The organism is Ralstonia sp. Ralssp135 (assembly GCF_047304345.1).
Classification (GTDB): Bacteria; Pseudomonadota; Gammaproteobacteria; order Burkholderiales; family Burkholderiaceae; genus Ralstonia; species Ralstonia chuxiongensis.
Window position 1 is genome coordinate 1 of sequence record NZ_JBGLYZ010000024.1, and the last position, 22,694, is coordinate 22,694.

The 22,694-nt window shown below is 64.0% G+C and carries 30 protein-coding genes; 3 read left to right on the forward strand and 27 right to left on the reverse strand.

What is annotated here, in order from left to right; genetic code table 11:
• From ACCD03_RS16530 to ACCD03_RS16625, 20 genes are all read right to left on the reverse strand, one after another.
• Positions 1-1,431, reverse strand: a 1,431-nt coding sequence (locus ACCD03_RS16530; protein WP_413412308.1) for a phage tail tape measure protein, incomplete at its 3' end; no start/stop codon positions are given.
• Between the two features lie 92 nt (positions 1,432-1,523).
• Entirely contained in the window at positions 1,524-1,844 is a 321-nt protein-coding gene (locus ACCD03_RS16535; RefSeq protein WP_413412309.1) for a phage tail assembly protein, read from the reverse strand.
• A gap of 23 nt (positions 1,845-1,867) precedes the next feature.
• Positions 1,868-2,371, reverse strand: coding sequence for a phage major tail tube protein (locus tag ACCD03_RS16540; RefSeq protein WP_325651269.1), 504 nt, complete (start codon positions 2,369-2,371; stop codon positions 1,868-1,870).
• A 12-nt stretch (positions 2,372-2,383) separates the two neighbouring features.
• A complete protein-coding gene (locus ACCD03_RS16545; protein ID WP_413412310.1) occupies positions 2,384-3,547 on the reverse strand; it encodes a phage tail sheath subtilisin-like domain-containing protein in 1,164 nt (387 codons plus the stop codon).
• A 78-nt stretch (positions 3,548-3,625) separates the two neighbouring features.
• Entirely contained in the window at positions 3,626-4,048 is a 423-nt protein-coding gene (locus ACCD03_RS16550; protein ID WP_413412311.1) for a phage tail assembly chaperone, read from the reverse strand.
• A 12-nt stretch (positions 4,049-4,060) separates the two neighbouring features.
• A complete protein-coding gene (locus tag ACCD03_RS16555) occupies positions 4,061-5,779 on the reverse strand; it encodes a phage tail protein (protein WP_413412312.1) in 1,719 nt (572 codons plus the stop codon).
• Positions 5,772-6,392, reverse strand: a complete 621-nt coding sequence (locus ACCD03_RS16560; protein ID WP_413412313.1) for a phage tail protein I — start codon at positions 6,390-6,392, stop codon at positions 5,772-5,774. Before ACCD03_RS16560 ends, ACCD03_RS16555 begins: the two co-directional genes overlap by 8 nt.
• Positions 6,385-7,272, reverse strand: coding sequence for a baseplate J/gp47 family protein (locus tag ACCD03_RS16565; RefSeq protein ID WP_413412314.1), 888 nt, complete (start codon positions 7,270-7,272; stop codon positions 6,385-6,387). The genes ACCD03_RS16560 and ACCD03_RS16565 overlap by 8 nt, the downstream gene beginning before the upstream one ends.
• Positions 7,269-7,586 (reverse strand): GPW/gp25 family protein, encoded by a 318-nt coding sequence (locus tag ACCD03_RS16570; RefSeq protein ID WP_413412315.1) that lies wholly within the window; start codon positions 7,584-7,586, stop codon positions 7,269-7,271. Before ACCD03_RS16570 ends, ACCD03_RS16565 begins: the two co-directional genes overlap by 4 nt.
• A 74-nt stretch (positions 7,587-7,660) precedes the next feature.
• Positions 7,661-8,335, reverse strand: a complete 675-nt coding sequence (locus tag ACCD03_RS16575; protein WP_413412316.1) for a phage baseplate assembly protein V — start codon at positions 8,333-8,335, stop codon at positions 7,661-7,663.
• Complete coding sequence (locus tag ACCD03_RS16580) at positions 8,316-8,828, reverse strand: hypothetical protein (protein WP_413412317.1); 513 nt, start codon at positions 8,826-8,828, stop codon at positions 8,316-8,318. The genes ACCD03_RS16575 and ACCD03_RS16580 overlap by 20 nt, the downstream gene beginning before the upstream one ends.
• Positions 8,818-9,360: a phage tail protein gene (locus ACCD03_RS16585; RefSeq protein WP_413412318.1), complete on the reverse strand. Its 543-nt coding sequence runs from the start codon at positions 9,358-9,360 to the stop codon at positions 8,818-8,820. The genes ACCD03_RS16580 and ACCD03_RS16585 overlap by 11 nt, the downstream gene beginning before the upstream one ends.
• On the reverse strand, positions 9,345-9,662 hold the full coding sequence (locus ACCD03_RS16590) for a hypothetical protein (RefSeq protein WP_413412319.1): 318 nt from the start codon (positions 9,660-9,662) through the stop codon (positions 9,345-9,347). Before ACCD03_RS16590 ends, ACCD03_RS16585 begins: the two co-directional genes overlap by 16 nt.
• 1 nt (position 9,663) lies before the next feature.
• Entirely contained in the window at positions 9,664-10,665 is a 1,002-nt protein-coding gene (locus ACCD03_RS16595) for a major capsid protein (RefSeq protein ID WP_413412320.1), read from the reverse strand.
• 27 nt (positions 10,666-10,692) lie between these two features.
• Positions 10,693-11,028 carry a head decoration protein gene (locus tag ACCD03_RS16600; protein ID WP_413412321.1) on the reverse strand — a complete coding sequence of 112 codons (336 nt, stop codon included), beginning with the start codon at positions 11,026-11,028 and terminating at the stop codon, positions 10,693-10,695.
• Between the two features lie 23 nt (positions 11,029-11,051).
• Positions 11,052-12,155, reverse strand: coding sequence for a head maturation protease, ClpP-related (locus tag ACCD03_RS16605; RefSeq protein ID WP_413412322.1), 1,104 nt, complete (start codon positions 12,153-12,155; stop codon positions 11,052-11,054).
• Positions 12,145-13,650 carry a phage portal protein gene (locus ACCD03_RS16610; RefSeq protein ID WP_413412323.1) on the reverse strand — a complete coding sequence of 502 codons (1,506 nt, stop codon included), beginning with the start codon at positions 13,648-13,650 and terminating at the stop codon, positions 12,145-12,147. The genes ACCD03_RS16605 and ACCD03_RS16610 overlap by 11 nt, the downstream gene beginning before the upstream one ends.
• The gene (locus tag ACCD03_RS16615) at positions 13,647-13,853 is read right to left on the reverse strand and encodes a phage head-tail joining protein (RefSeq protein WP_413412324.1); all 207 of its coding nucleotides are present in this window, start codon (positions 13,851-13,853) and stop codon (positions 13,647-13,649) included. The genes ACCD03_RS16610 and ACCD03_RS16615 overlap by 4 nt, the downstream gene beginning before the upstream one ends.
• Positions 13,854-13,861: 8 nt before the next feature.
• Positions 13,862-15,808 carry a phage terminase large subunit family protein gene (locus ACCD03_RS16620; protein ID WP_413412325.1) on the reverse strand — a complete coding sequence of 649 codons (1,947 nt, stop codon included), beginning with the start codon at positions 15,806-15,808 and terminating at the stop codon, positions 13,862-13,864.
• A complete protein-coding gene (locus ACCD03_RS16625; RefSeq protein WP_413412326.1) occupies positions 15,805-16,449 on the reverse strand; it encodes a hypothetical protein in 645 nt (214 codons plus the stop codon). Before ACCD03_RS16625 ends, ACCD03_RS16620 begins: the two co-directional genes overlap by 4 nt.
• Before the next feature lie 243 nt (positions 16,450-16,692).
• Here ACCD03_RS16625 and ACCD03_RS16630 point away from each other — a divergent pair, with 243 nt between their 5' ends.
• Positions 16,693-17,259, forward strand: coding sequence for an NADPH-dependent FMN reductase (locus ACCD03_RS16630; protein WP_045203150.1), 567 nt, complete (start codon positions 16,693-16,695; stop codon positions 17,257-17,259).
• A gap of 118 nt (positions 17,260-17,377) precedes the next feature.
• On the opposite strand, the gene ACCD03_RS16635 is transcribed toward ACCD03_RS16630, so the two are convergent.
• The 7 genes from ACCD03_RS16635 to ACCD03_RS16665 all read right to left on the reverse strand — a co-directional run bounded on the left by ACCD03_RS16635 (position 17,378) and on the right by ACCD03_RS16665 (position 21,191).
• Positions 17,378-17,746: a hypothetical protein gene (locus tag ACCD03_RS16635; RefSeq protein WP_413412365.1), complete on the reverse strand. Its 369-nt coding sequence runs from the start codon at positions 17,744-17,746 to the stop codon at positions 17,378-17,380.
• A 31-nt stretch (positions 17,747-17,777) separates the two neighbouring features.
• Positions 17,778-18,077: a hypothetical protein gene (locus tag ACCD03_RS16640; protein WP_413412327.1), complete on the reverse strand. Its 300-nt coding sequence runs from the start codon at positions 18,075-18,077 to the stop codon at positions 17,778-17,780.
• Complete coding sequence (locus tag ACCD03_RS16645) at positions 18,074-19,075, reverse strand: hypothetical protein (protein WP_413412328.1); 1,002 nt, start codon at positions 19,073-19,075, stop codon at positions 18,074-18,076. Before ACCD03_RS16645 ends, ACCD03_RS16640 begins: the two co-directional genes overlap by 4 nt.
• Positions 19,076-19,082: 7 nt before the next feature.
• Complete coding sequence (locus tag ACCD03_RS16650; protein WP_413412329.1) at positions 19,083-19,271, reverse strand: hypothetical protein; 189 nt, start codon at positions 19,269-19,271, stop codon at positions 19,083-19,085.
• A 10-nt stretch (positions 19,272-19,281) separates the two neighbouring features.
• Positions 19,282-19,530 (reverse strand): hypothetical protein, encoded by a 249-nt coding sequence (locus tag ACCD03_RS16655; RefSeq protein WP_413412330.1) that lies wholly within the window; start codon positions 19,528-19,530, stop codon positions 19,282-19,284.
• A 686-nt stretch (positions 19,531-20,216) separates the two neighbouring features.
• Positions 20,217-20,741, reverse strand: a complete 525-nt coding sequence (locus tag ACCD03_RS16660) for a phage regulatory CII family protein (protein ID WP_413412331.1) — start codon at positions 20,739-20,741, stop codon at positions 20,217-20,219.
• A 21-nt stretch (positions 20,742-20,762) separates the two neighbouring features.
• On the reverse strand, positions 20,763-21,191 hold the full coding sequence (locus ACCD03_RS16665) for a transcriptional regulator (protein ID WP_413412366.1): 429 nt from the start codon (positions 21,189-21,191) through the stop codon (positions 20,763-20,765).
• A 73-nt stretch (positions 21,192-21,264) separates the two neighbouring features.
• Here ACCD03_RS16665 and ACCD03_RS16670 point away from each other — a divergent pair, with 73 nt between their 5' ends.
• Both ACCD03_RS16670 and ACCD03_RS16675 read left to right on the forward strand, forming a co-directional pair.
• Positions 21,265-21,741: a hypothetical protein gene (locus tag ACCD03_RS16670; RefSeq protein ID WP_413412332.1), complete on the forward strand. Its 477-nt coding sequence runs from the start codon at positions 21,265-21,267 to the stop codon at positions 21,739-21,741.
• A 125-nt stretch (positions 21,742-21,866) separates the two neighbouring features.
• Positions 21,867-22,673, forward strand: a complete 807-nt coding sequence (locus ACCD03_RS16675; RefSeq protein WP_413412333.1) for a hypothetical protein — start codon at positions 21,867-21,869, stop codon at positions 22,671-22,673.
• Positions 22,674-22,694: the final 21 nt, after the last annotated feature.

Sequence of the window (22,694 nt, forward strand, 5' to 3'; positions counted from 1 at the left end):
AACGCTATCAGTCACAGGCTTGAGCGCATCGCCAATGCGGCGCATGGCTTCATCCCACGCCTGCCCGACTTCGGCCCATTTCTGTTTGGAGCTGGCGCGGCGGTCTTCCAGGTCTTTCTCGATCTCGCCGGTGGCCTGGGCGCCCTCCTTCTTCAAGCGCTGATACAGATCCGAGTTCTGCATGTAGGCCGTCAGCGCGGCCTTGACCTGCATGTCGTTGAAGAGATCGCCGGTCTTCATGGTCTCTTCAAACGCACGCATCTGCGCTTCGCGCTTGGCGGGGTCGGACTCGTTATTGAACTGCTTTGCCGCGGCGGCGAGTTGCTGCGCTTTCTCGGGGTCGGCCTGCTCGATGTACGCGCGGGCCAACACGAACGAGGCTTCCATCGTGCTCCAGCCCTTGCCGATGGCCTCGCGCATCTTGGCCTGATAGTCGATGCCAGCCTTGGCGTAGTTGCTGGCCGTCTCTCGGCTGCCGATTTTGGAGAACCAGTTCTTGGTGTTGTTGGCGGCCTCATCTGCGCTGCCGGCGGTTTTCATCTGCACCTGCAGCAGCGCGCCGAGCTGCTCGACAGATGAATTGCCGACAATGCCCAGCTTCTGCATATCTGCCAGCAGCACGGGGAACCAGCGCGCCATGTCGCTCGATTCGAAGGAACCTTCCTTGCCCTGAAACGCGATGGTTTCCAGCGCCTGCGCCATCTTGGCGGGGTCGGCAATCTTGGCGTTCTGCTCGAGCGCCTGAATCATCCGCGCGGTCTCTTTCGGGTCTGCGCCTTGGCTGACGGAGAACTTGCCCACCAGCGGCGCGAACGACAGGGCGCGGTCAACGTCCATGCCCGCTGACACCATCTGGTTGACGGCATCGGCCAGCACGTTGCGGCCGATGCCGCTTTGCTGCGCGGAGGTGGCAATGCCGCCGCTCATCTCGCGCTCTTTGTCAGTGCGCGCCGCACCCGCCTTGATGGCGATGTCGCGGATGATGGCCTCGTAACCCGCGGAAATGGCGGTCGGCACTGCTGCTGCGACAAACTTGCCGGTGTCGCCAATGGTGTTGCGCAGGCGCTCTCGGCCGCTGGCGAACAGCTCGGTACCGCGCGCACGCAATTCCAACCCGCGTGCGGTGCGGCCCAGCCGTTGGTACGATCGGTCGAGCCGGTCGACCTCGAACCCGGCATCGCGCAGCGCGCGGGTGTTGCGCTCTATTTTGATGCGCACCTTGTCTGCCGCGCGGTCGCCGGCGGCGTGCAGATCGCGGAACTCGCGCTGCAGGCGCTGGGTTTCGCCAATGGTGTTCTGCCAGACGCGGGCCTCTCCGGCGCGTTTCTTCAGTGCCTCCAGCTTGGTGCCAACCTCGTTGACGGCACGGCCCAGGGTTGAGCTGACCGCGCCGCCGATGAGGATGCCAAGGGCGATGTCTTTTGTTGCCATCCGTGCTCCTGCTACTTGGTGGCGTTTGCGGCGCGTTGCTGCGTCAGTCGGTCAACCACCAAACCATGTCGTCGACCGTCATGGCATCAATGTCAGACGGGCTGACGCCCATCGCCAGCAGGCGCTTGGCCAGCCGCTTCAGGTCCGGCATCGGCAGCCTCGCGGTCGGCCAGCAGCCGAAAGTAGCCGCGCTGCACGCGCTGGTAATCCACGTAGGTCAGGCCCTCGATGTCGTCCTGCCCGACGCTTGCAACGGACGCGAACAGCAGGATCTCGCGCAGTTCTTCATCGCCGCCCGACTGCTGGCCGGCGACGCGCATGTCGCGCACGGTGGGCTGGCGCAGCGTGAGCGCACTGACCTTGACGCCGTTGGCGGTGGCGGGAAACTTCAGCTTGATGGTTGTGATTTGCATCTTGATGTGTCTCTTGTGGGCTCTTACATGCCGATGGCGGCGCGCACTTCCGCGAGTTGGTCAACGCCGTCGATGACGCGTTTGCAGCCGAGCACGTCGATCTCGTGCCAGACGCGGCCGTCGATCTCCAGCTTGTAGAAATTGGCGCTGACGGAGTACTTGGATTCGGACATCGCGCCCGGCTTCCATGAGCCCGGGTCGACCTCGTAGAGCATGCCGCGCAGAACAAGAACGACGCTGCGCGTCTTGCCGTCCGTGCCGCGCACTGCGCCACGGAAGGTGCCGTTGAAGGCGTTTTGATCGGCCAGGCCGAACAACTTCAGCACGGCAGTGGACAGCGTGACGAGCGAGAACGACGCTTCCATTGCCTCCATGCCCATGTCGAGCTTGACGGCTGCATCCATACCGCCGGCGCGGTAGTCCTCGGTCTTGATCTTCAGCTTGGGCGGCGTGACCTCCGTCGCCTTGCCAGCGAGGTTCGTGCCATCAACAAACAGGTTGAAGTTGTAGAGTGTCTCGGGTACCAACGTGCACCTCCGTTATTTGGTGTCGAGCACTTCGGTCAGCCACTCGTTGGTGACCTCGAAGCGGAAGATCGGGTTTTCTGCGGGGATGACATCGGTGAACCGCACGTTCCACACGACGCGGCCCTGCTCGATCTGACTGGCGGTGTTGAGCACCGGGTCTGCGTAGACCTCGAAATTGATGAGCGCGCCCGCGTTGCGCTGGTCGCGCATGAACGCATGCAGACCTTCGGTGACGTCGTGCACGTACGTTTTCGTGATGCCACGGTCGACCGCCCATTTGTGGCCGGCCTGCGCAGCATCCATGAGGATGTCGAGCGTGCGCACACGCGTGACGAACGACCATTTCGGGTCTGCCGACAATGTGCGGTTGCCCCACAGCCGATAGCCACCGTCACGAATGATGGTGGCGATGCGGGCCTCGTTGAGCAGGTTGGCGCGGCAGGCTGGATCGTTGTCGAGAAACTCGATGGGCCGGCCGGTGCCGGTGATGCCGACGAATTCCTTGTTGGACGGCGACGCCCAGTAGCCGTATTGCGCATCGGTGTAGGCGAACAGACCTGCGACAAAGGCGGATGCCGGTGCGTCGGCCTCTGCGTTGGCGGTGATGTCCCACGTGCGCACGCCGGGGTCGACCATGTACAGGCGTTTGGAGCCGAAGTTGCGCGCATACGCGAGCGCGGCTTCGTCGGTGGTGTTCGGCCCGTCGATGATGCCGATGGCGCGCAGCTTGGACGCCAGTGCATCCACAGCAGTCGCAACCGGCTGGCGTGCGGAGAACCCCGGCGCGATCAGCAGGCGTGGTTGGACGTTGAAACGTGATTTGGCATCGAGCAGCGATTGCAGGCCCGTGCGCATGCCGGCGCCCGTTGTGCCGCCGATGACGCTGGAGGTGAGCGCGTCTGCATCGTCGGACTCGGCCACGCCGGTTGCAACGATGACGGCCGATGTGCGTTCTTGGATCGCCTTGATGGCGCGGGTGATGGCGCTGTTTTGGCCGAAGGCCTGCGCCGCCTCGCGCGGGTTAGTGATTTGCACCGGCACATCGGGCTGCACGAGATCCGGGCCCGGTGTGTACGTGTCAACCAGGCCGATGATGGACGACGACGGCACGGCGATCGGGCGCGGGCCGGTGTCGACAATCGTGGTGGTGATGCCGTGGAAGAATGAAGATGCCATGCGGCTCCTCGATGGGATGTAGAAATGAAAAAGCCCCGCTTGGTGGCGGGGCTCGTTTGGGTGTGCGGTCAGTGGCCCTTACGGCAGGCCGGCGGCGGCGTCCGGCATGCTGGGCCACGTGAAATCGGCCGGAAAACCGGGTAGCTCCGGCACCTCTCGCAGGGCCTGCCGGTACTGGCCCACCTGCTGCGCCTTGCTAGCGTCGCCGGTGTCCATGGCCTTGTAGAACATGGCATCGGCTGCTTCAAGGCGGCGATCGCGCTCTTCGCGGGCGCGTTGCCCCAACACATGCAGCCGGGCAGCGTCACGATACTGCTCGACCAGCGCGGCCACCTCTTCGTCGGTGGGCTGGTCGTCTACGTGCCACGCGATGATGCGGGCGGCTTCGGTCTGCTTGCCGGTGTCGCGGCACATGCTCTGGCCGACCCAGAAATCGACGCCATGAGAGAGATTGGGGTACTTCTGCTGCAGGCAGAAGATCAGTTCATCGTGGGTAAGCATTGGGCTGTGTCCTCATTGGTTGCGCAGTTGAACTGCGCGCAGGTAGTGCGTGTAGAAGCCGTTGCGCAGGCCGACCAGTACGTACGGAGCAGGCAGGTCAGCCTCTCCGGAGCTTGAGCCGGTGGAGACGCCACCAAACTCGGTGATGTCGGTGTTCCATTGGCATACCGCCCCCGAGTTGGCTTTGCCACCGCTCAGGCCTGAGAGGTATTCGGAAAGCCACTGCCCAGCCCACGACATGTAGAGATTGCCGTTGGTGGCAAGAATGCCGCCACCGTTGCCGACTCGGATTGCTCCTTGCGCCTCGAAGTCCCCATGTCCGTTGAAGGTGAATGCGTTGGCCCGGCCGTCAACGTGCATGGAGATATAGGCCACGGTTGTATCGCCACCGCCTGCATAGCAATCAATGGCCGCAAGGTGCCGCGTGCCCCACTGTGTCCACCGAATGCCCATGTAGGCCGCTTGGTTCCACGGGCAATCGATCTGAAGCGCCGGGGAGCGTGACTTGTTCCATTCAACGAAGGCGCCGCCGATGGAATCTGTGCCGTTCGACGAAACGGTCAGCGCGTATCTGCCGTAACCAACGCCAAAGTTGAAGCCTTGATTTGCGATTAATCCGCCGCCATCCGTCGTCAGCGGATTTGGCAGGTTCGCCCTATCCCAGGGCTCATGTCCGGCGAAGTTCGGACGCACGGCAAATGTCCACTGGCCCGTTGTGTAGTTGATGTTGAACGGCTGATGCCTGTTGGTGCCGTCAGCGTTGTAGCTGTTCAGCACCAAGTTTCCAGACGGGCCAACCATAAACAGCCGCCAAATAACTGTGTCCCCACCGAACTCGAGAAACCCACGTCCGTCGTTGTTGTAGGGCGGCAGGTTCACCCCGCCCCGCGTCTTGATTAAGTCCGCCACGATGCCGGCCGGTGTGGACATGTTGCCGTTGCCATCGATTGCGCAGACACGTACATACGTTGAGAAATCACCCTTGGCGGCCGTATTGCGATCGATGATGAGGCTGCCGTTGCTGGGGACCACACGAAAGCGACCTACCGTGATGGGTTGGGCCGTGTCAGTGAAAAGCAGCTCATTCGATGGGCCGCTGATGTCAACGATGCCAGTGACCACGCCGCCCGAGCGCGGCAAAGCGTCAGCAGCTACTTTTCCCACCGCGTCGACGTGATCTGATAGCGCCGCGACCGACGCTTTTGTCGCGTACCGCTTCTCTGCGTCTGTGACGGCCATGCGAACGGCGGTCACCTGCTCGTCGACATACTCGCGCGTTGCCACAACGACGGCTGGATCGATCTTCAGAACGATGTTGCCGGCCGCCTTGTGGATCAACATCATCCGGAAGAACTGACCACGCCCGGAACCCTCTGCCAGTACTGGCTTGTAGCTGGGCGGCACGTTGGCAACCGCGAACAGGTCGCCGTCTTCGTCATACAGCCCGAGCTCACGCGACCACCATCCGCCCACCTCTTCGGGCAGGTAGACCTCGGCAATCACGATGCTTGCGTTCTTCTCGTCGCGAACGAGGCGGTTCAAGGGCCGGCGCAGGCGTTCGCGCACCAGGGCGCGTTGCGCGGCGCTCGGCATCACATCCGCGTCCGAGCCGCCGTCGATGCCGCCGTCGCCCACGGCCATCTCGGTGAGCGGGACCATCGTATTGGAGAGCAGCGCGCGAGCCATCTTGGCTTCGCCCGTCTCCGTCAAAGTCGCAAAATACTTAGCCATTCGATACCGTAGTAATTTCAACAACGTGGGCGGCCACCGCCGAATGGGTGGGGCCTTCTGAGGTAACAACCTCGGGCATGTACGGGTACACCGTCACCGTGTCGCCATCGAAGCAGGCCGCGTGTGCGCCAACGTACCCGGCAATCTCGGCGCTGACGGTCAAGCCGGTGATGTGGCGCGAGAGCGGTCGAACGTCATCGACGATCTGCTCGATCTCTTGGTAGGTGGCCTCTGTGACGCCCGTGTTTTCAATGCCGACATCGAGCGAGAACGTGCCCCGCTGGCCGGGTGGCTGCGTCTGCCACCACTCCTGAATCGTCAATCGATAGCCCAGCGGTTCGAGCGCGCGCCGCAACGCCCCGGCTGTGCCCTTGCGCTGGTGCACGGCAAACGCGTCGCGGATGACTCGGCGCTTGACCTCTTCCGGCCAGTTCGCATTCCAGCGGTCTACCGAGCGTGCGCTTGCCAAGTAGGGCAGCAGCCGCACGGGGCACGTGTCCGCATCCCACAACTGATTCAGCGGGACGGGCGTGTCGAGCAGCGTCAGGATGGTTTGCGCCAGGGCGCGCTCGAGCGGCGTTGCGTTTGCGGGCAGCAGCGTTTTGTCACTCATCCGCGCCCCCGACAACAACATCGATGCCCGTGCAGTAAGACGCCTCTGTCAGGTCGACGATGATGTCTTCGGCGGGCTCGGGAACCTCCACGCGCTGGACGCCCGCAACGTGTGCCGCGGCAAAGATGGCGGAGCGGCGTACGTCTCGGCCGATGCGGCGTTGCTCCTGCGCGTAGGCGGTGAGCCGCTCCCACGCGGCCGCCACCATGGGCTCGGCTTCCGGGCCGGGGTAGTGGTACAGCACGACGCGCAGCCGGTACGGGATGATGCGCGCCGCTCGCACGGTCAGCCGGTCGGCCAGCGGGCGGACGTCTTCATCGCTAAGCGCCTGCCGCACGCGCTCCACGAGCTCGTCTGAGGCTGTGCCATCGCCTTCGTTGCTGAGTACCGACACGATGACTTCCGCCGGCGCCGGCGACATGGCCCTTGCGTCGGCCACGCGACCGTCTGCGGCACGTGCATGAAGCTCATACGCTGCGCGTGGGCCGGCGACTGACAACCGCTCGAAGGCGCCCTGTGCGCGCGTGCGCAGGCTGGCTTCCGATTCCATGACCGGGGCGACCGGTGGAAACGCTTCCGGGTCGCCCGGCACGGCAATGAGCCGTTTCGTATCGAGGCCGGCGGCCAGATGTTCCAGATCCGCGCCGACTGCGAAGCCGAGCATGGTCGAGCGGGCGGAATCGTTGACGTGCGCGCGTTGTTGCACGTCGACGTACGCGAGCAGCTCGATCAGCTTGACCACGGGGTCTGATTCCATGGTGGTCGACCATTCGGGGCACAGGCCCATGAAAGTTGCGAGCAGCCGCTGGTAGCACGCCTCGAAGTCGAGCGGCTCGACAACATCGGGCGGTGGCAGCGCGGATAGGTCGATTACGCTCATGACATCACCTTGAGATCGACGGCCCGCTCGTTGTAGATACCGACGACACGCCAGACCACCCTGCCGTCTTCAATGCCCTCCACCCGCACGCGCGAGAGGCGCAGGCGCGGCTCCCACCGGGTGATGGCGCGCGCCGCTTCTGCCTGCGCGGCGGCAACCCAGCCGCGCGTGCTGGGCAAGTCCACCTTGTCGGGGAGATCGCTGCCGTATTCGGGGCGCTCGCGCCGCGTGCCGCGTCGTGTGCTGAGGATGTCGGTCAGGCTTTGCAGGAGGTGGTCCATGCCCGAGAGCAGCGCTCCCGTACGTCTGTTCATGCCGACGACGGCCACGGTGCCTCCAATGAAAAAAGGCGGCACATGGCCGCCTTGCGATTAATGGACTACTGAACCTAGAACGGCTTTCCGACCGCCGCGCCGTCGCCCTGCTCCATGTGCGAGTGACCGCGCAGGGACACATCCCCGGCCACTACATCGTCTGTGGCTTGGATGCCGCCTTGGATTGCGACAGCGGTGGCGCCGGCGGCGCCCTGCCCTGACAAGCCGCCCATGAATGCAAGCGCCTTTTCCACGAGCGCATTGCCCGTGAAGGTGGATGCCGGCACGTCGGCGCGCAGTTGCGGCGCCTTCAGCTCGGCGCCGTCGCTGCGCAGCGTGAGAGACGTGTCGCCAACCTGCAGGACGATTTGTCCGCCTTCCGGAACTGCGAGCCGGTATTCGTGCGCGGCATGGTCGTACTGCTCGCGGGCGCCGTCCTCATAATCGACGGCCGTAACATCTGCCGAATCGTCATTCGCGCCGCCGTGCTGGTCTGTGTAGAAGCCGGCCAGGACAAAGCCACCTTCAAGGCAGCCCGATGGCGAGATCAACAGCGCCTGCTCTTTGGGCGACGGCGGACGCCATTCGCGCACACGGCCGCCGGCGCGCGTCCACCACGGCAGCCAGTCAGATGTCCAGTCCCCAACGGTGACGGTGCAACGTGCGGCAGCATGGTCCACCTGGGCAATGACGCCGGCCTGCACGATGCAGGCAAGGCGCCGGTCTGCTTCACCCGCTTCGTAGCCCATGGTCAGCCTCGCTGTGTCGCGGTTGGATGTCGAAATCGACGGTCGTGCCGCTGGTGTCTTCAAACGCCCATTCGGGCGGGCCGAGGTCGAATTCGTGCCGCCACTCGGCAGCGATGACGCTGTAGCCGTCGAGATCGGGCCGCATGCCGTCTGGGTGGAAGCCGTCGGCCTCCAGCTCGGCCATGGTGACGGGCAAGCCCCAGGTTTGATCGTGCAATACCTTGATGAGCCGCGCAGCGAGCTGCCACATGGCGGCTTCTGCGTTTGGCTCGGTCGGATCTCCGACAACGCGCGCCTCTACCACCATGACAACGGGCGGCTGGCCGGTGCCGGGGTGGGTACCGGGGCGCAGCGCGCCGACGTACAGGAGGATGGCCGGCAGCGGCAGGCGCTCTTCGATTTCAGGTGCCCAGCCGATGAGGGCGACGTCGGGGAATTGCACTTTCAGGTGCGATTCAACGGCGTCAAACAGTTGCTGCAGATCAGCGAGCATGGCCGGTTGCCTTGAGGATTTCGTATTTCACTTCCTGCTCCAGTAACACCATGAGGCGCGCTTCGATCTCTGCCGCGGCTTTGCGGAATGCAGCTTCGCCCTTGTCTGCCCAGTCGAGCTTGACGCCCTCGATGGGCATGCGCGCCTTGCCGACGCGGCGGTACACCTTGCCGTCGTTCTTGCCGCCGCGCTTGCTTCGGTAGATCCACGCCTTGTCGAATCGATGCCGGCCGACGGACACGCCGCGCCGCGTTTGGCGCGGGTTGCCGAGCCGGTGTGCCTCGATGGCGTTGAGGCCAAGCCAAACCTTGCCTTTGTCTGCGCTGTGCAAGAAAAAGTAGAGGCGCTGCCGTATCAGCTTTTGTGCGATGTGCATCTCGGCTGAGACTTGCTTTGCCGTCTGGCCTTTTACCCAGTTGGCGCTCTTCTTCAGCGTGCGGCGCCAGGCGTTGCGCATGGCTTCTTTGCCCAGACGGCTGAGCGGTGCGAGCGCTGCGGCAATGTCGAGCTCGGTCTTTAACGTGACGGACATGGCTCTGGCCTCAGTACGAGCTTGGTCATGCCGGAGCCATCCGGTTGCAGCTCCATGACGCTGAACACATCGCCCAGCGCCTGCACACGCGTGCGCTGCCGAACGCCAGCGGCGTCAGCATCGCGCAGGATCACGAATGGCTCGCGCAAGCCCGTGCGCTGGCCGCGCATGATTTCGACGTCCAGCCACGGTGAATAGAACATGCCCATCACCGGGTCGGGCTTGCCGTCGATTTGCACCTCGTCGGAGAGCGCCTCGAAAACTGCCGTGTCGAGATGCGCCACGTGGTCCCGAAACGTCATGTCAGCCTGCCTTGCCCGTTGTGGCCGCCAGCTTGATCACCGCACGCGGGCGGGTGCACAGGTGCAGCGGGTTGGACTGCGCTTCCAGCTCGACGGCCTTGCCGAACTTGCCGGCTTCCTGCTTGGCGTAGTACGGCAGGCCGTTGGTGTTGACGGCCTCCATGTAGTCAGCCGGGGCGAAACGGGTGATGAACAGTTCGGGCACGCCTTCCGGCACGGCGTAGGCTTCGTCGTCGCCGATGTAGCCCACGTTGCCGACGCGGCCGCGATAGCGCTCCCACGTGACGCCGCCGAAATCGAAGGTGTCGCGCGGGTCGCCACGCAGCGAGGCGGCCATCTGGGTGTTCAGGTACGTCTCCCGGATGTCCTTGGACGTCATCAACTGACGCCAGAAGTTGCGCCCGCACAGGGCGCGCACGCCGGTGTGCGGCGTGGCACCGAGCGAATCCTCCACCATGTCAAGCAGTTCCAGCGTGGAGGAGCGCACGTCGCCGATGAGGATGGGCAGTTGCTGTTGCTTCAGCCCGAAGCGCTCGAACAGGTCGACTAGGACGGATTGGCCGTCCGAGTCGAGGATCTGGCCCTTGATGGCCCCGATGCGGTGGAACTCGTGGGTGGCGTCGAGCTGGCGGCGCATTTTCTGCAGGCGCTTGCTCACCACCGTCTGCAAGGCTTCGAGTTCGGACTCTTCGCCGAAGGCGCGCAGGTTTTGCACTTCGTCGGCCTTGATGGTGGCGATTTCCGGCAGGTGCACGGCGTTGAACGGGATCACCTGACGCTTGCTGCCGACAACCACTTGCCCGGGCGAGCCGCGCTCGGCCGAGGCGACCAGCTGCAACTGTTCACCGTCGCGCTCGATCTGTGCGGTGGTGACGGTCATGCCCTCTTCTTCGAACAGGCCGAGAGCGGCCAGCCGCGAGGGCGTCGTCTCCAGCTCATTGATGCTGGCGGTGAGCGCCGTCATGGAAAAGGCGTCGTCATTGAACAGGGCCATATCAGCCATGGGGTTCTCCTGAATTCGGGTGAGTGCTTAGCGAACGGCGATGAAGGCCGCGAGCAGGTCGGTGCGGGCTTTGGCGTCGAGGCCAGTCAAGCGGGCTTCGGCGACCTCTGCGAGGCGCACGATGGCGGTGGCGCGGCGGTCGGCTTCGGATGCGCGCAGCGGTGCGTACAGGATGGCGGCGGCTTTGCCGTCTTCGGTGGTGCCGTACGGGACGTAGCCGGTGCCGTCGGCGTCCTGCTCGAGCAGTTGGCCGGCCGGAAGCGCATCGCCCGCCGCCACGGCGATCTGCTCGCGCGAGAGGCTGCCCGGCGCTTCGGTCAGCAGGAATTCGGCGGTTTGCACGCCTTGTGTCTGGATCTGCATTTGGGTGACTCCAATGGGTTGCTTCAGGCGAGAGCCGAAGGCGTTTTCTTGCGGCGGGCGCTGTAGATGCTGGGGCCGTGCGGGCCGGTCTTGCGCTCGGGCGTTTCCTGACCTGCCTGCGGCTGACGGTTCGACAGCCCGGTCGTGCTGGCTGCCATGACGCGGTCGTACAGCCGGGCGCGAACCTGTTCGGCGTTGAGCCCGTCGGCAACGAATTGCGCGGTCAGTTCAGGCAGGTGTGCCGCCGTGCACAGGCCGGCGATGTCTTTGGCGCGGGCGACCACAGCGTCGATGGCTTCGTTGCTGGCGAGCGCGCTGGATGCCACGACAGCCTCAGCCAGTTGCGGCAGGCCGGCGGCGCGGCAGGCTGCAAAAGCGTGTTGCGCGAGCGCGCCAGGATCTGGCGGCGGCGTGGTGGCGACCGGTGCTGCCGCTTGCGCGGCTGGTGCTGCAGGTGCAGCGGCTTTCGGCGGCTCCGCCGGCGGGGCTTCGAGCGCTTTCAGCAACGCTTCGGGCGTGTGTTCGAAGCGCGCAAGCAGTTCTCCGGTGCGCACAGACGCCTGCAGCTTGACGGGCGCCTCGATCTGATCGGCGAAGCCGCGTTCCTTGGCCTCGCTCGCGGTCATCCACGTCTCTGCGTCCATCATGGCGACGATCTCGTCGTCGGCCAGGCCGCACTTGTTTCGGTAAGCAGCGACGATGCCATCGCGCGTCTTGTCGAGCAGCTCGGCCGTCTTGCGCAATGCCGAGGCGTCGCCGGCGGCGATGGTCCAGGCGTTGTGGATCATCATCATGGCGTTTTCGGGCATGACGATGGTGTCACCGGCCATGGCGACGAGTGACGCGGCCGAGGCGGCGATCCCATCCACGCGCGCCGTGACCTTGCCGCTGTAACGGCGCAGTGCGTTGTAGATGGCGAAGCCGTCGAACACATCGCCGCCGCCGGAGTTGACGGCCACGAGGACTTCATCTGCGTCCTTGGCGACGGCATCGAGCTCGTTGACGAATGCCTTGGCGGTGGTGCCCCAAAAGCCGATGTCGTCATAGATGCGCAGTTCTGCGACCGTTTTGCCGGCGGCATTGCGCGCGGCCTTGAGGTCGTACCACTTCCTTTGTTTAGCTTTCATCGTTGGTGTGTTCCTGGTTGTCGGTCACGTTGCCGGCGCTGTCGCGCCTGCGCGCGTCCGAGTCGAAGACGAGGCCTAGCCTGTCGGCGCGTTCGTTGTCGGCGGCGTTTTCGGCATCGGTGGTTTCCGGGTCTTCGCCCTGCGCGAGGATCGTGGCCGAGCGACTGGCGAGCCCCGCGCGGATGGCGATGCGCTGGGCCTGTACGTCTTGCACCGGGTTGATGTACGGCCAGCCCTGCGGCACCCAGCGCACGCGCTGATAGAGACGCCGGTTCCGGTAGTAGTCGGGCATGGGCAGCACGCCGGACAGCGCTACTGCGTCTGTCCAGGCGGCCCACACGGGGCGGCAGTACTGGTGGATGAAGACGTTCCACTGCAACTGCTCGAGCTGGCGCCGGAACTCGCCCAGGATCACGCGCAAAGCGCGGTCGCTGACGTCGCGCAGGTCGCCGGTGAGCACTTCGTACGGCAGGCCAACCGAGGCGGCAGCGGCCATGAGCTGCTGCCGCATGAAGGGGCCGTAGTCCGTGCCGGCGCCGGGTGGCTCGGCAAACTGCACTTCCTCGCCGGGGAGCAGTTCCTGCAGGGAGCCGGGCTCCATCGATGTGAGCACTGTGCCGTCGCCATCGAAGTGGGCTGGCTGGCCCGTCACCATATCCAGCTTCACGCTGGTGGGCGCCGGCCGGGTAATGAAGCCTGCGAACAGGTTCGCCACCTCCTGCCGGACGAGCACAGCGTCGTCGAAGCTGTCGAGCGTGTGCAGGCGCAAAAGCACCGTTGCCAGCGCCGAGCATCCACGCACCGCACCCGGCCGCACTGGCTCGAATACGTGCTGGATCTCGGCGGCGGACACGCGCACCGTTCCTGCCTGCGTGGCCGCGCGCCCTGCCTCGCCGGGGTGCCGGCGGTGCAGGTGGTAGGCAACGCGATCGCCATCGCGGTCGAACTCGACGCCCGAGACGATCTCGCCGCCGTTGGGCAGCATTTGATTCAGGTTGGCTGGCAGGTGGTCAGCTTCGAAGAGCTGCAGCTGCAGCGGCACGCAGAGGCCGCGCTCTGGCCTACGTGGCCGGGTGCGGTTCAAAACCTCGCCGTCACCAAACAACGCGCGGGCGGCGAGGGTCTGCAGGCCGTAGAAATCAAGCAGGCCATCGGCATCAGCCTCGGGCACCCAGTCGCTCCAGAGTTCTTTGAGTGCTCGGCGCACCTCGGGATCGGGATGCTGCGGATGCGGCACGATGCCGGTGCCGATGGCGTTTGCCACCAGCCCGGCAATCGCTTTCTTCGCCCACGGGTCATTGCGGACGGCGGCGCGTGCACGTGTGCGGATGGTTGCAAGGTTCTGCGTGACAGAGGCGTTGGGCCCTGCGCCCGAGGTGCGCCACGCGCGGCCCCGGCTGCCGGTGGTACCGCCGGCCTCGTACGCCTGCGCCCGAACCGCCCGCTCCGCCGGCAAGACGAAACCTAGCTGGCCCAGCGCAGGGAATCGGGTCATGTCACCCCCTTCCCTGCCGAGCGCAGCCGGATCACCCGCGATGACGGTGCGGCGTCTTCGAGGTTGCGGACAATTTCGCTGCGGATGCGCAGCATTTCGTCCACCGAGCGATATCGGGCGCGCCGGTCCTGAAACTGAACCTCGAGCTCGCCCTTCACCAGTGCACGCTCGATGCGCTGGAGATCTTGCTTTGTGTAAGCCATGCGGTTCTCTATCGTCGTTTGAGGTAGCGCGATGCGGCCACGCGACGGCGTGTGTGCGCGGTGCGCGGCGGCTCCACGGCCGGTGATACGGCGGGTTGTGGTGGCGCTTCGTCGTTGACGGGCGCCGCGGCAAACAAGCTGCCTTGATCGAAGTGCATACGCAGCCGGCGCCAGTCGGGCTCCTGATACTTGTGCACGCCCAGGTAATGCGCGACGGCCAGGTTGTAGACGTTCAGGTCGAGGATCTCGTTGCGGTCGCCGCGTGCCTTGACCCACTCGGTGCGCGGGAAGCCTTTCACGTAGCGCACGATCTGTTTCTCTGCCGTGAGCTGCTTGTAGAACTCAAGCGGCAGGTCATTCGAGAAGTGCAACGCGCCGGGGCCGCTGGTGAGCTTGAAGCGGTTGTAGATCCAGTCCTTGGCCGTGTCGGTGCCGACGATCCAGAGCTCGGCGCCGTCGACTTCGGTAGTGCCTTGCCATGTGACATCGACGCGCGATGGCCGCTGCGCGATCACCGGCTTGTTCGGCTTGCTGGCGCCCTTGACGGCCAGCACGTGCCGCCATTGCCGCAGGCGCGTGAAGTGATAGACGTCCTGCGTGTGGCTGCCACCTGAGTCGATGGCAACGGCGCGGATGTTCATTTCCTTCCCGGAGGCGTGCAGGAACGTTGCCTGCAGGGCTTCGTCCAGCGTGGCCCACAGCGCCGGGTCGGCCGGGTCGCCCATGAAAATTTGATGGTCGATCGTCCAGCGCTCCATGCCCTCGCCCCAACCCATGATGAGCAGTTCGAGGCGGTCGTCCTGGGTGTCGACGGCTGCGGTGAGCAGCAATGCGCCAGGGGGCACGGTGCGCAGGCGGTAATCCTCGGCGCGCTCGCGCAGTTCATCGGCGTTGGTGCGCTGCTGGGCGTTGTCCCACAGGCGCGCGAGGCGCGTGTTGTAGAAGACCTGCATCAGGCCCGGATCGCCCTTTTCCATCGCCAGCTTGGCTTCGCGGTGTTCCTTGGCAAGCGCGCGCCAGGACACCCAGCCCAGTGGCGCGTACATCGTCGACAGGTGGAAGCCGACTGTTTCGCCATCGCCCTGCCCGTGTGCAATCCAGCGGCCGGTCTTGAAGAGCGAGGGCTTCTCGTGCTCGCGGATCTTGTAGAAGCATGCGGGGCACTCGCAGTAGACGTCGGATAGATCGTCGCTCGCGCGCAGCTGCTCGAATTCAAGGATGTGCTCGTGGCCGCAGTGCGGGCAGGACACGTAGTAGTGGCGCTGGTCGCTCTGGGCGTAGAGCTCCGCGATGCGCGAGGCGCCGTCGATGGTGGGCGAACTCGAGTAGTAAAACTTGGCGTTGCGGCCGAAGGTGCTGGCGCGCTTTTCGGCGATACCGATGGGGTCGCCCTCGTTGTTGAGGTCACGCACCCAGCGGTCGATCTCGTCGCCGTACACGTAGCGCGCGGAGACTTCTGCAAGGTTGGCGGCGGAGCCGGCGGTGTTGATGAACAGCGTGCCTTTGCGGAAGTCTTTGCGCTCGGCGGTGTTGGCGGCGTCGCGCGAGCGGGCCGATGCGACGCGCTCCCGGAGCACCGGCACCGCCTCAAGTGTCTTTGCCACACGGGCGGAAAAGCGGCGTGTGAGGCTGAGGGTCGGTTGCAGCGCGAGGAAGTTTGCCGGGGCGCGGTGGATGGTCGCGGAGATCCAGTTCAACGCGATCTGCGTCTTGAACAACTGCGACGCAACCATGGCGACCACGCGCAAACACGGGTGCGCGGGCGACAGGCACTGCATGGGCTCGACGGCGTACGGCGTGCGCGCGGAGCGGTATGGCCCGGTTTCGGCGGCGCCCGACTCGTCGGGGATCACCATGAATTCTTCGGACCACTGGTCTACCCACAATTCGGGGTCGGGCTTGAGGCCGGCCAGGAAGGCGCGGGCGAACAGTGCGGCTCCGTCGGGATGGCTCACGATGTGTCGATGGGCTCGATGGAGCCGTACCTCTCTTTTCCCGCGCGTGACAGGTCGGCCAACTTGCCGCGGTCGGGATCGTTGATGGATTCGGAAAGCACTGCGGCGCCGTGGTCGATCATGTCGTCGAGCACTTTGCGCAGTGCGGTTTCGAGGTGACGCTCGACGGCCCATGGGTCGGTCATCGAGGCAAGCTCGGGTGCGATCTGACGCGGCAGGCCCATGACGCGATCGCGCAGATTGGCGCCCATCTTTTCGGCGGCGTCTTCTACGGCAATGCGGCTGACCAGTAGGCCGGAGACCCATTGGTATTCGGTGCGGGCTAGCTGTGCCTGGTAGTACTCGCGTTCGGCGCGGGCGGCTTGGAAGTCGTGGCCGAGGGATGGGTCGGCGTCGGGCGTTGTGTCTCTTGCGCTGTAGACGTCGCGGTCGATGCGGGCGGCCTCGTGGCGGGCGCGGACGGCTTCTTTGGCTGGGTCGGCGCCGCGCTTGATTTTCGCGAGCGTGGCATCGACGTCGACCAGCTTGCCGTCGGGCGTGGTGACCAGCTTCCCTTCCTTGCCAAGCTTGGTGACGTAGCTGGGCGACCAGTTCTGGCGCGCCGCGAACGCAGAGCGCGTCAGAAGGATCGTTTCACTCATGATTTCACCGTTTCACCTCATCGGAGGTGAATTTCACTAAGCTGGAAAACTGGCCGCTAACGAAGAATCGCGGGTGCCCGCCCCCGCAGTAGCCCTTGAGCCGAGGGGCCCCCGGCCGCTTGCGACTCGAAGCAGTCAGCTTTGGATGCGCTTGGATGCTGCGGATCGCTGGTAGTCAGTGTGGTGCTGTCGTGGACTATGATTGGAGCCAACAGCGCCGCACTAAATCGGCCAGGAACGCAAATGAAGCTCTTAACCATCTCCGGCAGCGCCCGCCGCGATTCCGTCAACACAGCACTGCTGCTGGCATTGAAAGACGTTGCCCCTGAAGGGGTTGAGCTGTCGGTATTCCACCGCCTCGACACCTTGCCGGTTTTTTCTCCCGATTTGGAAGGACAACAGACACCGGTCGAAGTCCTGGAATTCCTTGCTCGCGTGTCAGGATGCGATGGGATCATCATTGCGAGCCCCGAGTACGTTCGCGCCATCCCTGGCGGTCTAAAGAACGCCATCGATTGGATGGTGTCGCGATTCGAAGTCATCGGAAAACCTGTTGCGCTGGCGCACGCATCTCATCGCGGCGATGACATGTTGGGATCGCTCCGGCTGGTGCTGTCCACCGTCAGCGATGGATTTCTTGACGACGTATTTCTGCGCATCCCACTGATCGGCAAAACACCGCCCGAGATCAAGGCCATATTGAAGACACCTGAGTGGCAGTCCGAGATGCGCGGATTCTTGTCCGCATTCGTGGCTGCTATCCAATCTCGACAGACGTGTGCGCATGATCCAGTCTCAAATGTCTCTTGATGGTCGTGAGCGCACCGAACAAAACAAAAAGCCCGACACGGCAATCCGGTCGGGCTTACGTTTTCTATGGGCGTGCGTCGCCCCACGAACCGAACTGTAAGCGACGCCCCCGCCCCCATCAATACTCGACACCGAATTTAACAATCCAAGGCCTGATCGCCACCTTCGCCGCCGCATACACCAATGGCTGCCGCAGCCCCGCGCGCGGGTTCCGCCACACGCCCGGCCCTAGTCGATTCCGACACTCCACCCGAATCGCCAGCGCATGGTCGCCCGAGATCGCCTCCATCGCCGCCGCCACCTGCTGCATCTGCCACGCATCCACGCTTGCCTCGTGAATGTCATCCGTCGACATCCACTGCCGCGAGCTCGCAGACCCACCGCACGTCGCATCCCGGTTCGAAAACCACTTCTCGCCCGAATACTGCGCCTCCCAGCAGAACCACGCGAACAGCAGATCATCGAGCGCCTGATCCTCGCTCGTCACCAACGCAGATTGCCTCGTCACCTCACGCGGCTTAGCGCAATACATCCTGCCTCCTCGATCCGACGATTTCATGCATACGCGCAAGATGCGTCTTCGCCTGCACCACAGACGCCGGCGCCCCCACCAACGGCGCCTCCGGAATCGGCGGCAGATGCTCAGCCACCGCCACCCGCCAGAGCGCCGACCATCGCTCCTGAGCATCAGCCCAGCACGCCGCCTCAACGGCCCTCATCCCAAACCGCACCGCCGACCAGAACACCGCCCGCGACGGCCACTCACCCTTGCCACACGCCGCCAGCCGCGCCGCGTCGAACGCCTCCTCAGCCGTCATGCCGCACCTCGCGCAACGCCCGCCGCCTGCCGCAACCGCCCCGCATGCCACGGCATCCCCGCCACCGCCTGCTCCGCCTGCGCCTGCAACCGCGCCAACGCCTCATCCTGCTCACGCCGCAGCGCCCTCGCCCGCTCCCGCGACTCACGCACCTCAGCCGCATACGACGGCACCCAATCCGGATCGCTCGCCCGCTTCGCGTGGTAAGCCAGCATCGCAAACGGATCATCCACACCACCCGCCGCCATACGGCCCCGCCATTCGTCGATCACCACCTGCCTCATGGCCACAGGTGCCCGAGCCACGATCCGTGCAACACGCGCCCGCTCAGGCCCTCTCAGGTCAACCGGCCAGGCAAGGTCTGCTTGCCACGCCACGCCCTGCCCATCCTCACTCTCTGCAAGCCCATCCCCAACCACACTCATGCTCTGACCACGTTCCTCTGAGAGCCGGTGCCGCCGCGTGCGACGGTGTTGGGGGTCGTTTCGATCCTCCCGCGCCGCAGGCGTGGGGGACTCAATCTCCTTCTTCTCACGCCCCCGGCGTGGGGGGTTAGGGGGGTTGGTTTTATAGGTGTTACCGGAATACGGATGTGTGGCGGCTTTCGCGTTATCCACAGACTCAGGCACATCCGTAAAACCCGCGTCAGCATTGAACTCATAACCATCCTGCGGGTGTATCGAACCTCGACCGGCTTTCTTTTGGACGCACGAATCCGTATCCGCCAACGGGCACGCAAAAACAAGCTCGTACTGCCCGCCAAGCCGGCGCAGCAGCCCCAGCTTCTCCAACTGCGCCAACATCCGCTGCAGCTTCGACTTGTCATGCGCCAGGTAGCGCACGCCACGACGCGCAGTGCGCTCCGTCCACTCACGCAACGCCTGATACGAGATCCGCACCACGCGCCCCACCACGCCCGTACGGAAGTCCATACGCGGGCGCAGCGCCACCAGGTACAGGTGCGCGATCTCCGCGCCCGCCCCGGCCAGCGCGCTCAACTCAAGATCATTGATGCGATACGCCGACACCCTCGCCTCCATGCGTGCGCGTCAAGCCCATATACCCCGCCAGCCACGTCTCGTGATGCGCGCTGCCAGCCGGATACTCGTTCGCCTCATCCAACGGACGGCCAGACAATGCAGCCGCCCTGCCCTTGGCCCAAACAGCGCCAACGGCTTCGATAGGAATGTCCATGGAATCGCCCTTACAGCCGCAGCGGCGCGGCCTTACACAGCACGTCAAACACCGCCACAAACTCCCGCGACGTCGACGCAACAACGGTGGATCGAAAAGCGAGGCGCTCCGCCTCAGTTGAAATCGCGCGATAACGCGACGCGCAGGCCAACGCCAGCGCGGAAGACTCACCAGCCGCATTGAACGGCCAAAACACATCAGCCAGCGGCCACGCGCAAGCATCCAGCAGATGCTCCGCAAACTTCGACAGCACCGGCAACCCGCGTGGCTTGAACGCCCCCGTAATGCGGTGCCACGCACAACACATCTGGTCCGGCCGGTCGCACGACAAGCCCACAGCAACACGCCCCGCCTTGCAGCACGTCATACCGTGTGAAAAGCGTGGCGTGTTGCTCTGCGTTTGTGTCATGCGCGATCTAGCCCTGTCAAAAATCGATACAACGTGGCGCTACAGGTTGCCGCCTGAACTACTGGCGGCAACACTGCGTCGTCGGATCGCACAACCCGACAAAGACCACTCACAACCTTTTCTAGGAAACGCATGGACCACCTTCAGCCGCGTAAAGACGCTGAGGACTTGCTCGACCATATCCTCAAACATCAGCCCACCCTACTCCAGAATCAAATAGGCGCGAACGAAGAACCCGGCAAAGCTGTGGCCCGATTCTGCGAACAGTTCATCGAGACCTATCACGCTTACCTTTCCGGGCGGGCTCAGTAACCTCCGCCAGCAGTCTCAGCTCGCGCGTCAGGACTTCACGGGCCTCCGTAAGACGCGCGGGCATCGACGTAGAAAAGGTCGCCCGTTTTTCCGCCGCCATGCCGCACAGCACATCCGCTATCCGCTTGGCATGCTCTTCAGACAGCTTCGCCAGCCCACCGCAATTTGCTTTACAGCCTTGCATCACTTCTCCTATGCGCTCCCGCGCTTCAAAAAACAGTCAATCACGCCTTGCCACGCAGCCGCTGCAACCGCTCCGCATCACGCTGCGCACGCACACGCAACAGCTCACGCAGCACCATCACAGAAGCCGTTGCCTCTTCAAACTCCCGCTCCAGCTTCCGCATCTCGCCCTCCGAAAGATGGTTGTCAGCCAGCGCCGCAGACATCGCGCGGCTCACATCTCCCACCTCGGCCAACACATTGCAAAGCGCCTCATACAGATCCGTATTCGGCAGATCCTCGCGTGCCACCTCGGGCAGCGGGATTGCCACCATCCCGTGCCGCCAGCACAGCGCCTGAATCGGCAGCTTCGCGTTCGGCACGCCAGCGCCTTCTGCGTGCTCGACAATCACCGACACCTCTTCAAACGACACATAGTTCGTCTGCACATGCGGCAGCAGCTTGTTCCGCAGCACTGCGGCGGACTTGTCCATCCGCGCGGCCAATCCTTCAACGCCGCCCGGATAACCGCGCGCTACCCAATAGAGCGCATCGTGTTGATTGATTTCGGAATAGTGTTGGCTCAAGAGGTGTCTCCTAAAGTGGGGTCATAGGGCCGCCGTGCGCATCGCACTACCGGCGGTTCTGGCGGGCGCGTACACTCGCCTCATCGTTGGAAAGGCGCGATCCAGCGAGCGGAAGCAGCCCCTGCGACGAACGCGTCGAAGACGGGCCACAGATGCCACAGCCGGTATCATTCGAGGCTTGGGCCGTATTGGCCGTTGGTGTAGCCGTGTAGATGACGCGCGGGCGGAGATAAGCTCGGGCCAGATCAGATGCCAGTCGTCGGGCCTGAGATCCGGACGTCGAACCGCGCCCTGCGTCGCGACTTCAATTGCGACGCATCGTGCTGGGTTGATCCGCAGACCCTTGTTTACGACTTGCGACAAGTAGATCGGCGACATGTCGATGGCGCGCGCGAGTGCCGTCAAACGGCCACGTCGAGCACGGACATACTCGGTTAGTGTCATGGCCATGACGATAGCTTTTTCTATCGCACCAAACAATAGAATCACATAATTTTGCAATCGCTAGGAAAGGGACACCACCATGGATTTGCGCGCGCGAAGAGTTGAGAAACTTCGCCAAATGGTGAATAACGCGGGCGGTCCCGCTGCCTTCGCTCGATTGCATGAAGGCGTCAATCCGACCTATGTCTCGCAGCTGCTCAATGGCACCGCGCCGTTCGGCGATCGAGCAGTCGAGAAGATGGAGAAACTCATCGGCCTACCGGCCGGGACATTCGACGCTGGAGAGGCCGCCCCTGACACGCAGCTCGCAGAGCGTGATCGAGTGATTGCAGAACTGCGGCAACAGTTGGCGGCGAGTCGCGCCCGCGAGGCCCGCGCAGTGAAATTGCTGACTGAAGCGGCCAGTCTGCTCGTGGACTCGGACATACCTGCATTGGACCCGTTAGGGACCAAGTCACGACGCTTCGAGGAAGCACCGGCAGAGGTTGCCGAGCCATCCGACTACGGCTATCCCCCGCTTCCCAAGGCGAAGGCGCAGCGCAAGCGCGCCAGTTAAAGAATCCCGCTTCGGCGGGATTTTTTGTTTCCTGTTGAGCAGGATGCGAATAGGAGGATTCTTATTCTATTGTTGGCTGCCCACCAACAACATGACTGCCCGCGCGGGCCGTCAGTCGAACCACAATGGGCATCCTCATTCAGTTTCCACAACCAAGCACGCGCACACGGCCTGGAACGCCGTCATCCACCCAAAGCGGAGGTCAAGACGCGCGCCTCGCCGGAGCGTACCGACGCGATCTCGATCGCGCGGTTGCGCTGCTGCTCGAACACGTCCAGAGCGATGCGTACGACGGGGTGGCGCTCGTCCTGAAGCCGACGTCGTCCGCTCACAAACCGGCCTTTGTGGTCGGAGGGTTCTACAGGCACAGGCTGTCAGACGCCACGCACGCGACCATGAGCCTGCACCTCGCCATCAAACTGCGCGCACGCGAACGCGACCACACCCAAAACTCGGTGGACGCGCGTGAACCAACTACGGACACCAAAATGGACACGAACATGCACCCTGCTATTCTCAAAGCGACATGGGATGATGCGACCGCACGCTATCACCGGTGCGAACAGTTGTTGCGTATTGCTTTCGGCAAGCAACTCCGCGCATCGCCAGAAACCACTGCGATCCTTCTGAGCATCACGCAGTTGCACATCGAAACGGTCGCCAACTGTCTCTGGGAACTGGTGCGCCAGCCCGGGCGAACGACGCCTCAAGCGAAACAGGAAACGCTGACTGCAATTCAGCTATTCCGCAATCTGCGCGCTCAAGTGTCAGCTTGGATGCCACCTGCCGGCCAAGAAGCCACATATTTTTCGGCAAACGCAAGCGCCCTTTCTGAAGAGATGTTCTCCGAAAGCGACTCTCTGCTCAGGCAAGTGGAAAGCCTTCTATCGACCATCGCTTACGCCGACTTGTCAAAGTGCGTCGGCACGTAGAGCGCCGCCAAATTGGCTGCA

Bases quoted from the DNA above. Each gene is read 5' to 3' on its own strand.
- ACCD03_RS16640 (WP_413412327.1), bottom strand. From the start codon at position 18,077: ATGACGGCTGAGGAGGCGTTCGACGCGGCGCGGCTGGCGGCGTGTGGC.
- ACCD03_RS16605 (WP_413412322.1), bottom strand. From the start codon at position 12,155: ATGAAAGCTAAACAAAGGAAGTGGTACGACCTCAAGGCCGCGCGCAAT.
- ACCD03_RS16600 (WP_413412321.1), bottom strand. From the start codon at position 11,028: ATGCAGATCCAGACACAAGGCGTGCAAACCGCCGAATTCCTGCTGACC.
- ACCD03_RS16665 (WP_413412366.1), bottom strand. From the start codon at position 21,191: ATGGCCATGACACTAACCGAGTATGTCCGTGCTCGACGTGGCCGTTTG.
- ACCD03_RS16535 (WP_413412309.1), bottom strand. From the start codon at position 1,844: ATGCAAATCACAACCATCAAGCTGAAGTTTCCCGCCACCGCCAACGGC.
- ACCD03_RS16570 (WP_413412315.1), bottom strand. From the start codon at position 7,586: ATGAACAGACGTACGGGAGCGCTGCTCTCGGGCATGGACCACCTCCTG.
- ACCD03_RS16550 (WP_413412311.1), bottom strand. From the start codon at position 4,048: ATGCTTACCCACGATGAACTGATCTTCTGCCTGCAGCAGAAGTACCCC.
- ACCD03_RS16610 (WP_413412323.1), bottom strand. From the start codon at position 13,650: ATGACCCGATTCCCTGCGCTGGGCCAGCTAGGTTTCGTCTTGCCGGCG.
- ACCD03_RS16565 (WP_413412314.1), bottom strand. From the start codon at position 7,272: ATGAGCGTAATCGACCTATCCGCGCTGCCACCGCCCGATGTTGTCGAG.
- ACCD03_RS16675 (WP_413412333.1), top strand. From the start codon at position 21,867: ATGGGCATCCTCATTCAGTTTCCACAACCAAGCACGCGCACACGGCCT.
- ACCD03_RS16555 (WP_413412312.1), bottom strand. From the start codon at position 5,779: ATGGCTAAGTATTTTGCGACTTTGACGGAGACGGGCGAAGCCAAGATG.
- ACCD03_RS16595 (WP_413412320.1), bottom strand. From the start codon at position 10,665: ATGGCTGATATGGCCCTGTTCAATGACGACGCCTTTTCCATGACGGCG.
- ACCD03_RS16575 (WP_413412316.1), bottom strand. From the start codon at position 8,335: ATGGGCTACGAAGCGGGTGAAGCAGACCGGCGCCTTGCCTGCATCGTG.
- ACCD03_RS16615 (WP_413412324.1), bottom strand. From the start codon at position 13,853: ATGGCTTACACAAAGCAAGATCTCCAGCGCATCGAGCGTGCACTGGTG.
- ACCD03_RS16580 (WP_413412317.1), bottom strand. From the start codon at position 8,828: ATGCTCGCTGATCTGCAGCAACTGTTTGACGCCGTTGAATCGCACCTG.
- ACCD03_RS16630 (WP_045203150.1), top strand. From the start codon at position 16,693: ATGAAGCTCTTAACCATCTCCGGCAGCGCCCGCCGCGATTCCGTCAAC.
- ACCD03_RS16625 (WP_413412326.1), bottom strand. From the start codon at position 16,449: ATGAGTGAAACGATCCTTCTGACGCGCTCTGCGTTCGCGGCGCGCCAG.
- ACCD03_RS16650 (WP_413412329.1), bottom strand. From the start codon at position 19,271: ATGGACATTCCTATCGAAGCCGTTGGCGCTGTTTGGGCCAAGGGCAGG.
- ACCD03_RS16545 (WP_413412310.1), bottom strand. From the start codon at position 3,547: ATGGCATCTTCATTCTTCCACGGCATCACCACCACGATTGTCGACACC.
- ACCD03_RS16670 (WP_413412332.1), top strand. From the start codon at position 21,265: ATGGATTTGCGCGCGCGAAGAGTTGAGAAACTTCGCCAAATGGTGAAT.
- ACCD03_RS16585 (WP_413412318.1), bottom strand. From the start codon at position 9,360: ATGTCCGTCACGTTAAAGACCGAGCTCGACATTGCCGCAGCGCTCGCA.
- ACCD03_RS16560 (WP_413412313.1), bottom strand. From the start codon at position 6,392: ATGAGTGACAAAACGCTGCTGCCCGCAAACGCAACGCCGCTCGAGCGC.
- ACCD03_RS16590 (WP_413412319.1), bottom strand. From the start codon at position 9,662: ATGACGTTTCGGGACCACGTGGCGCATCTCGACACGGCAGTTTTCGAG.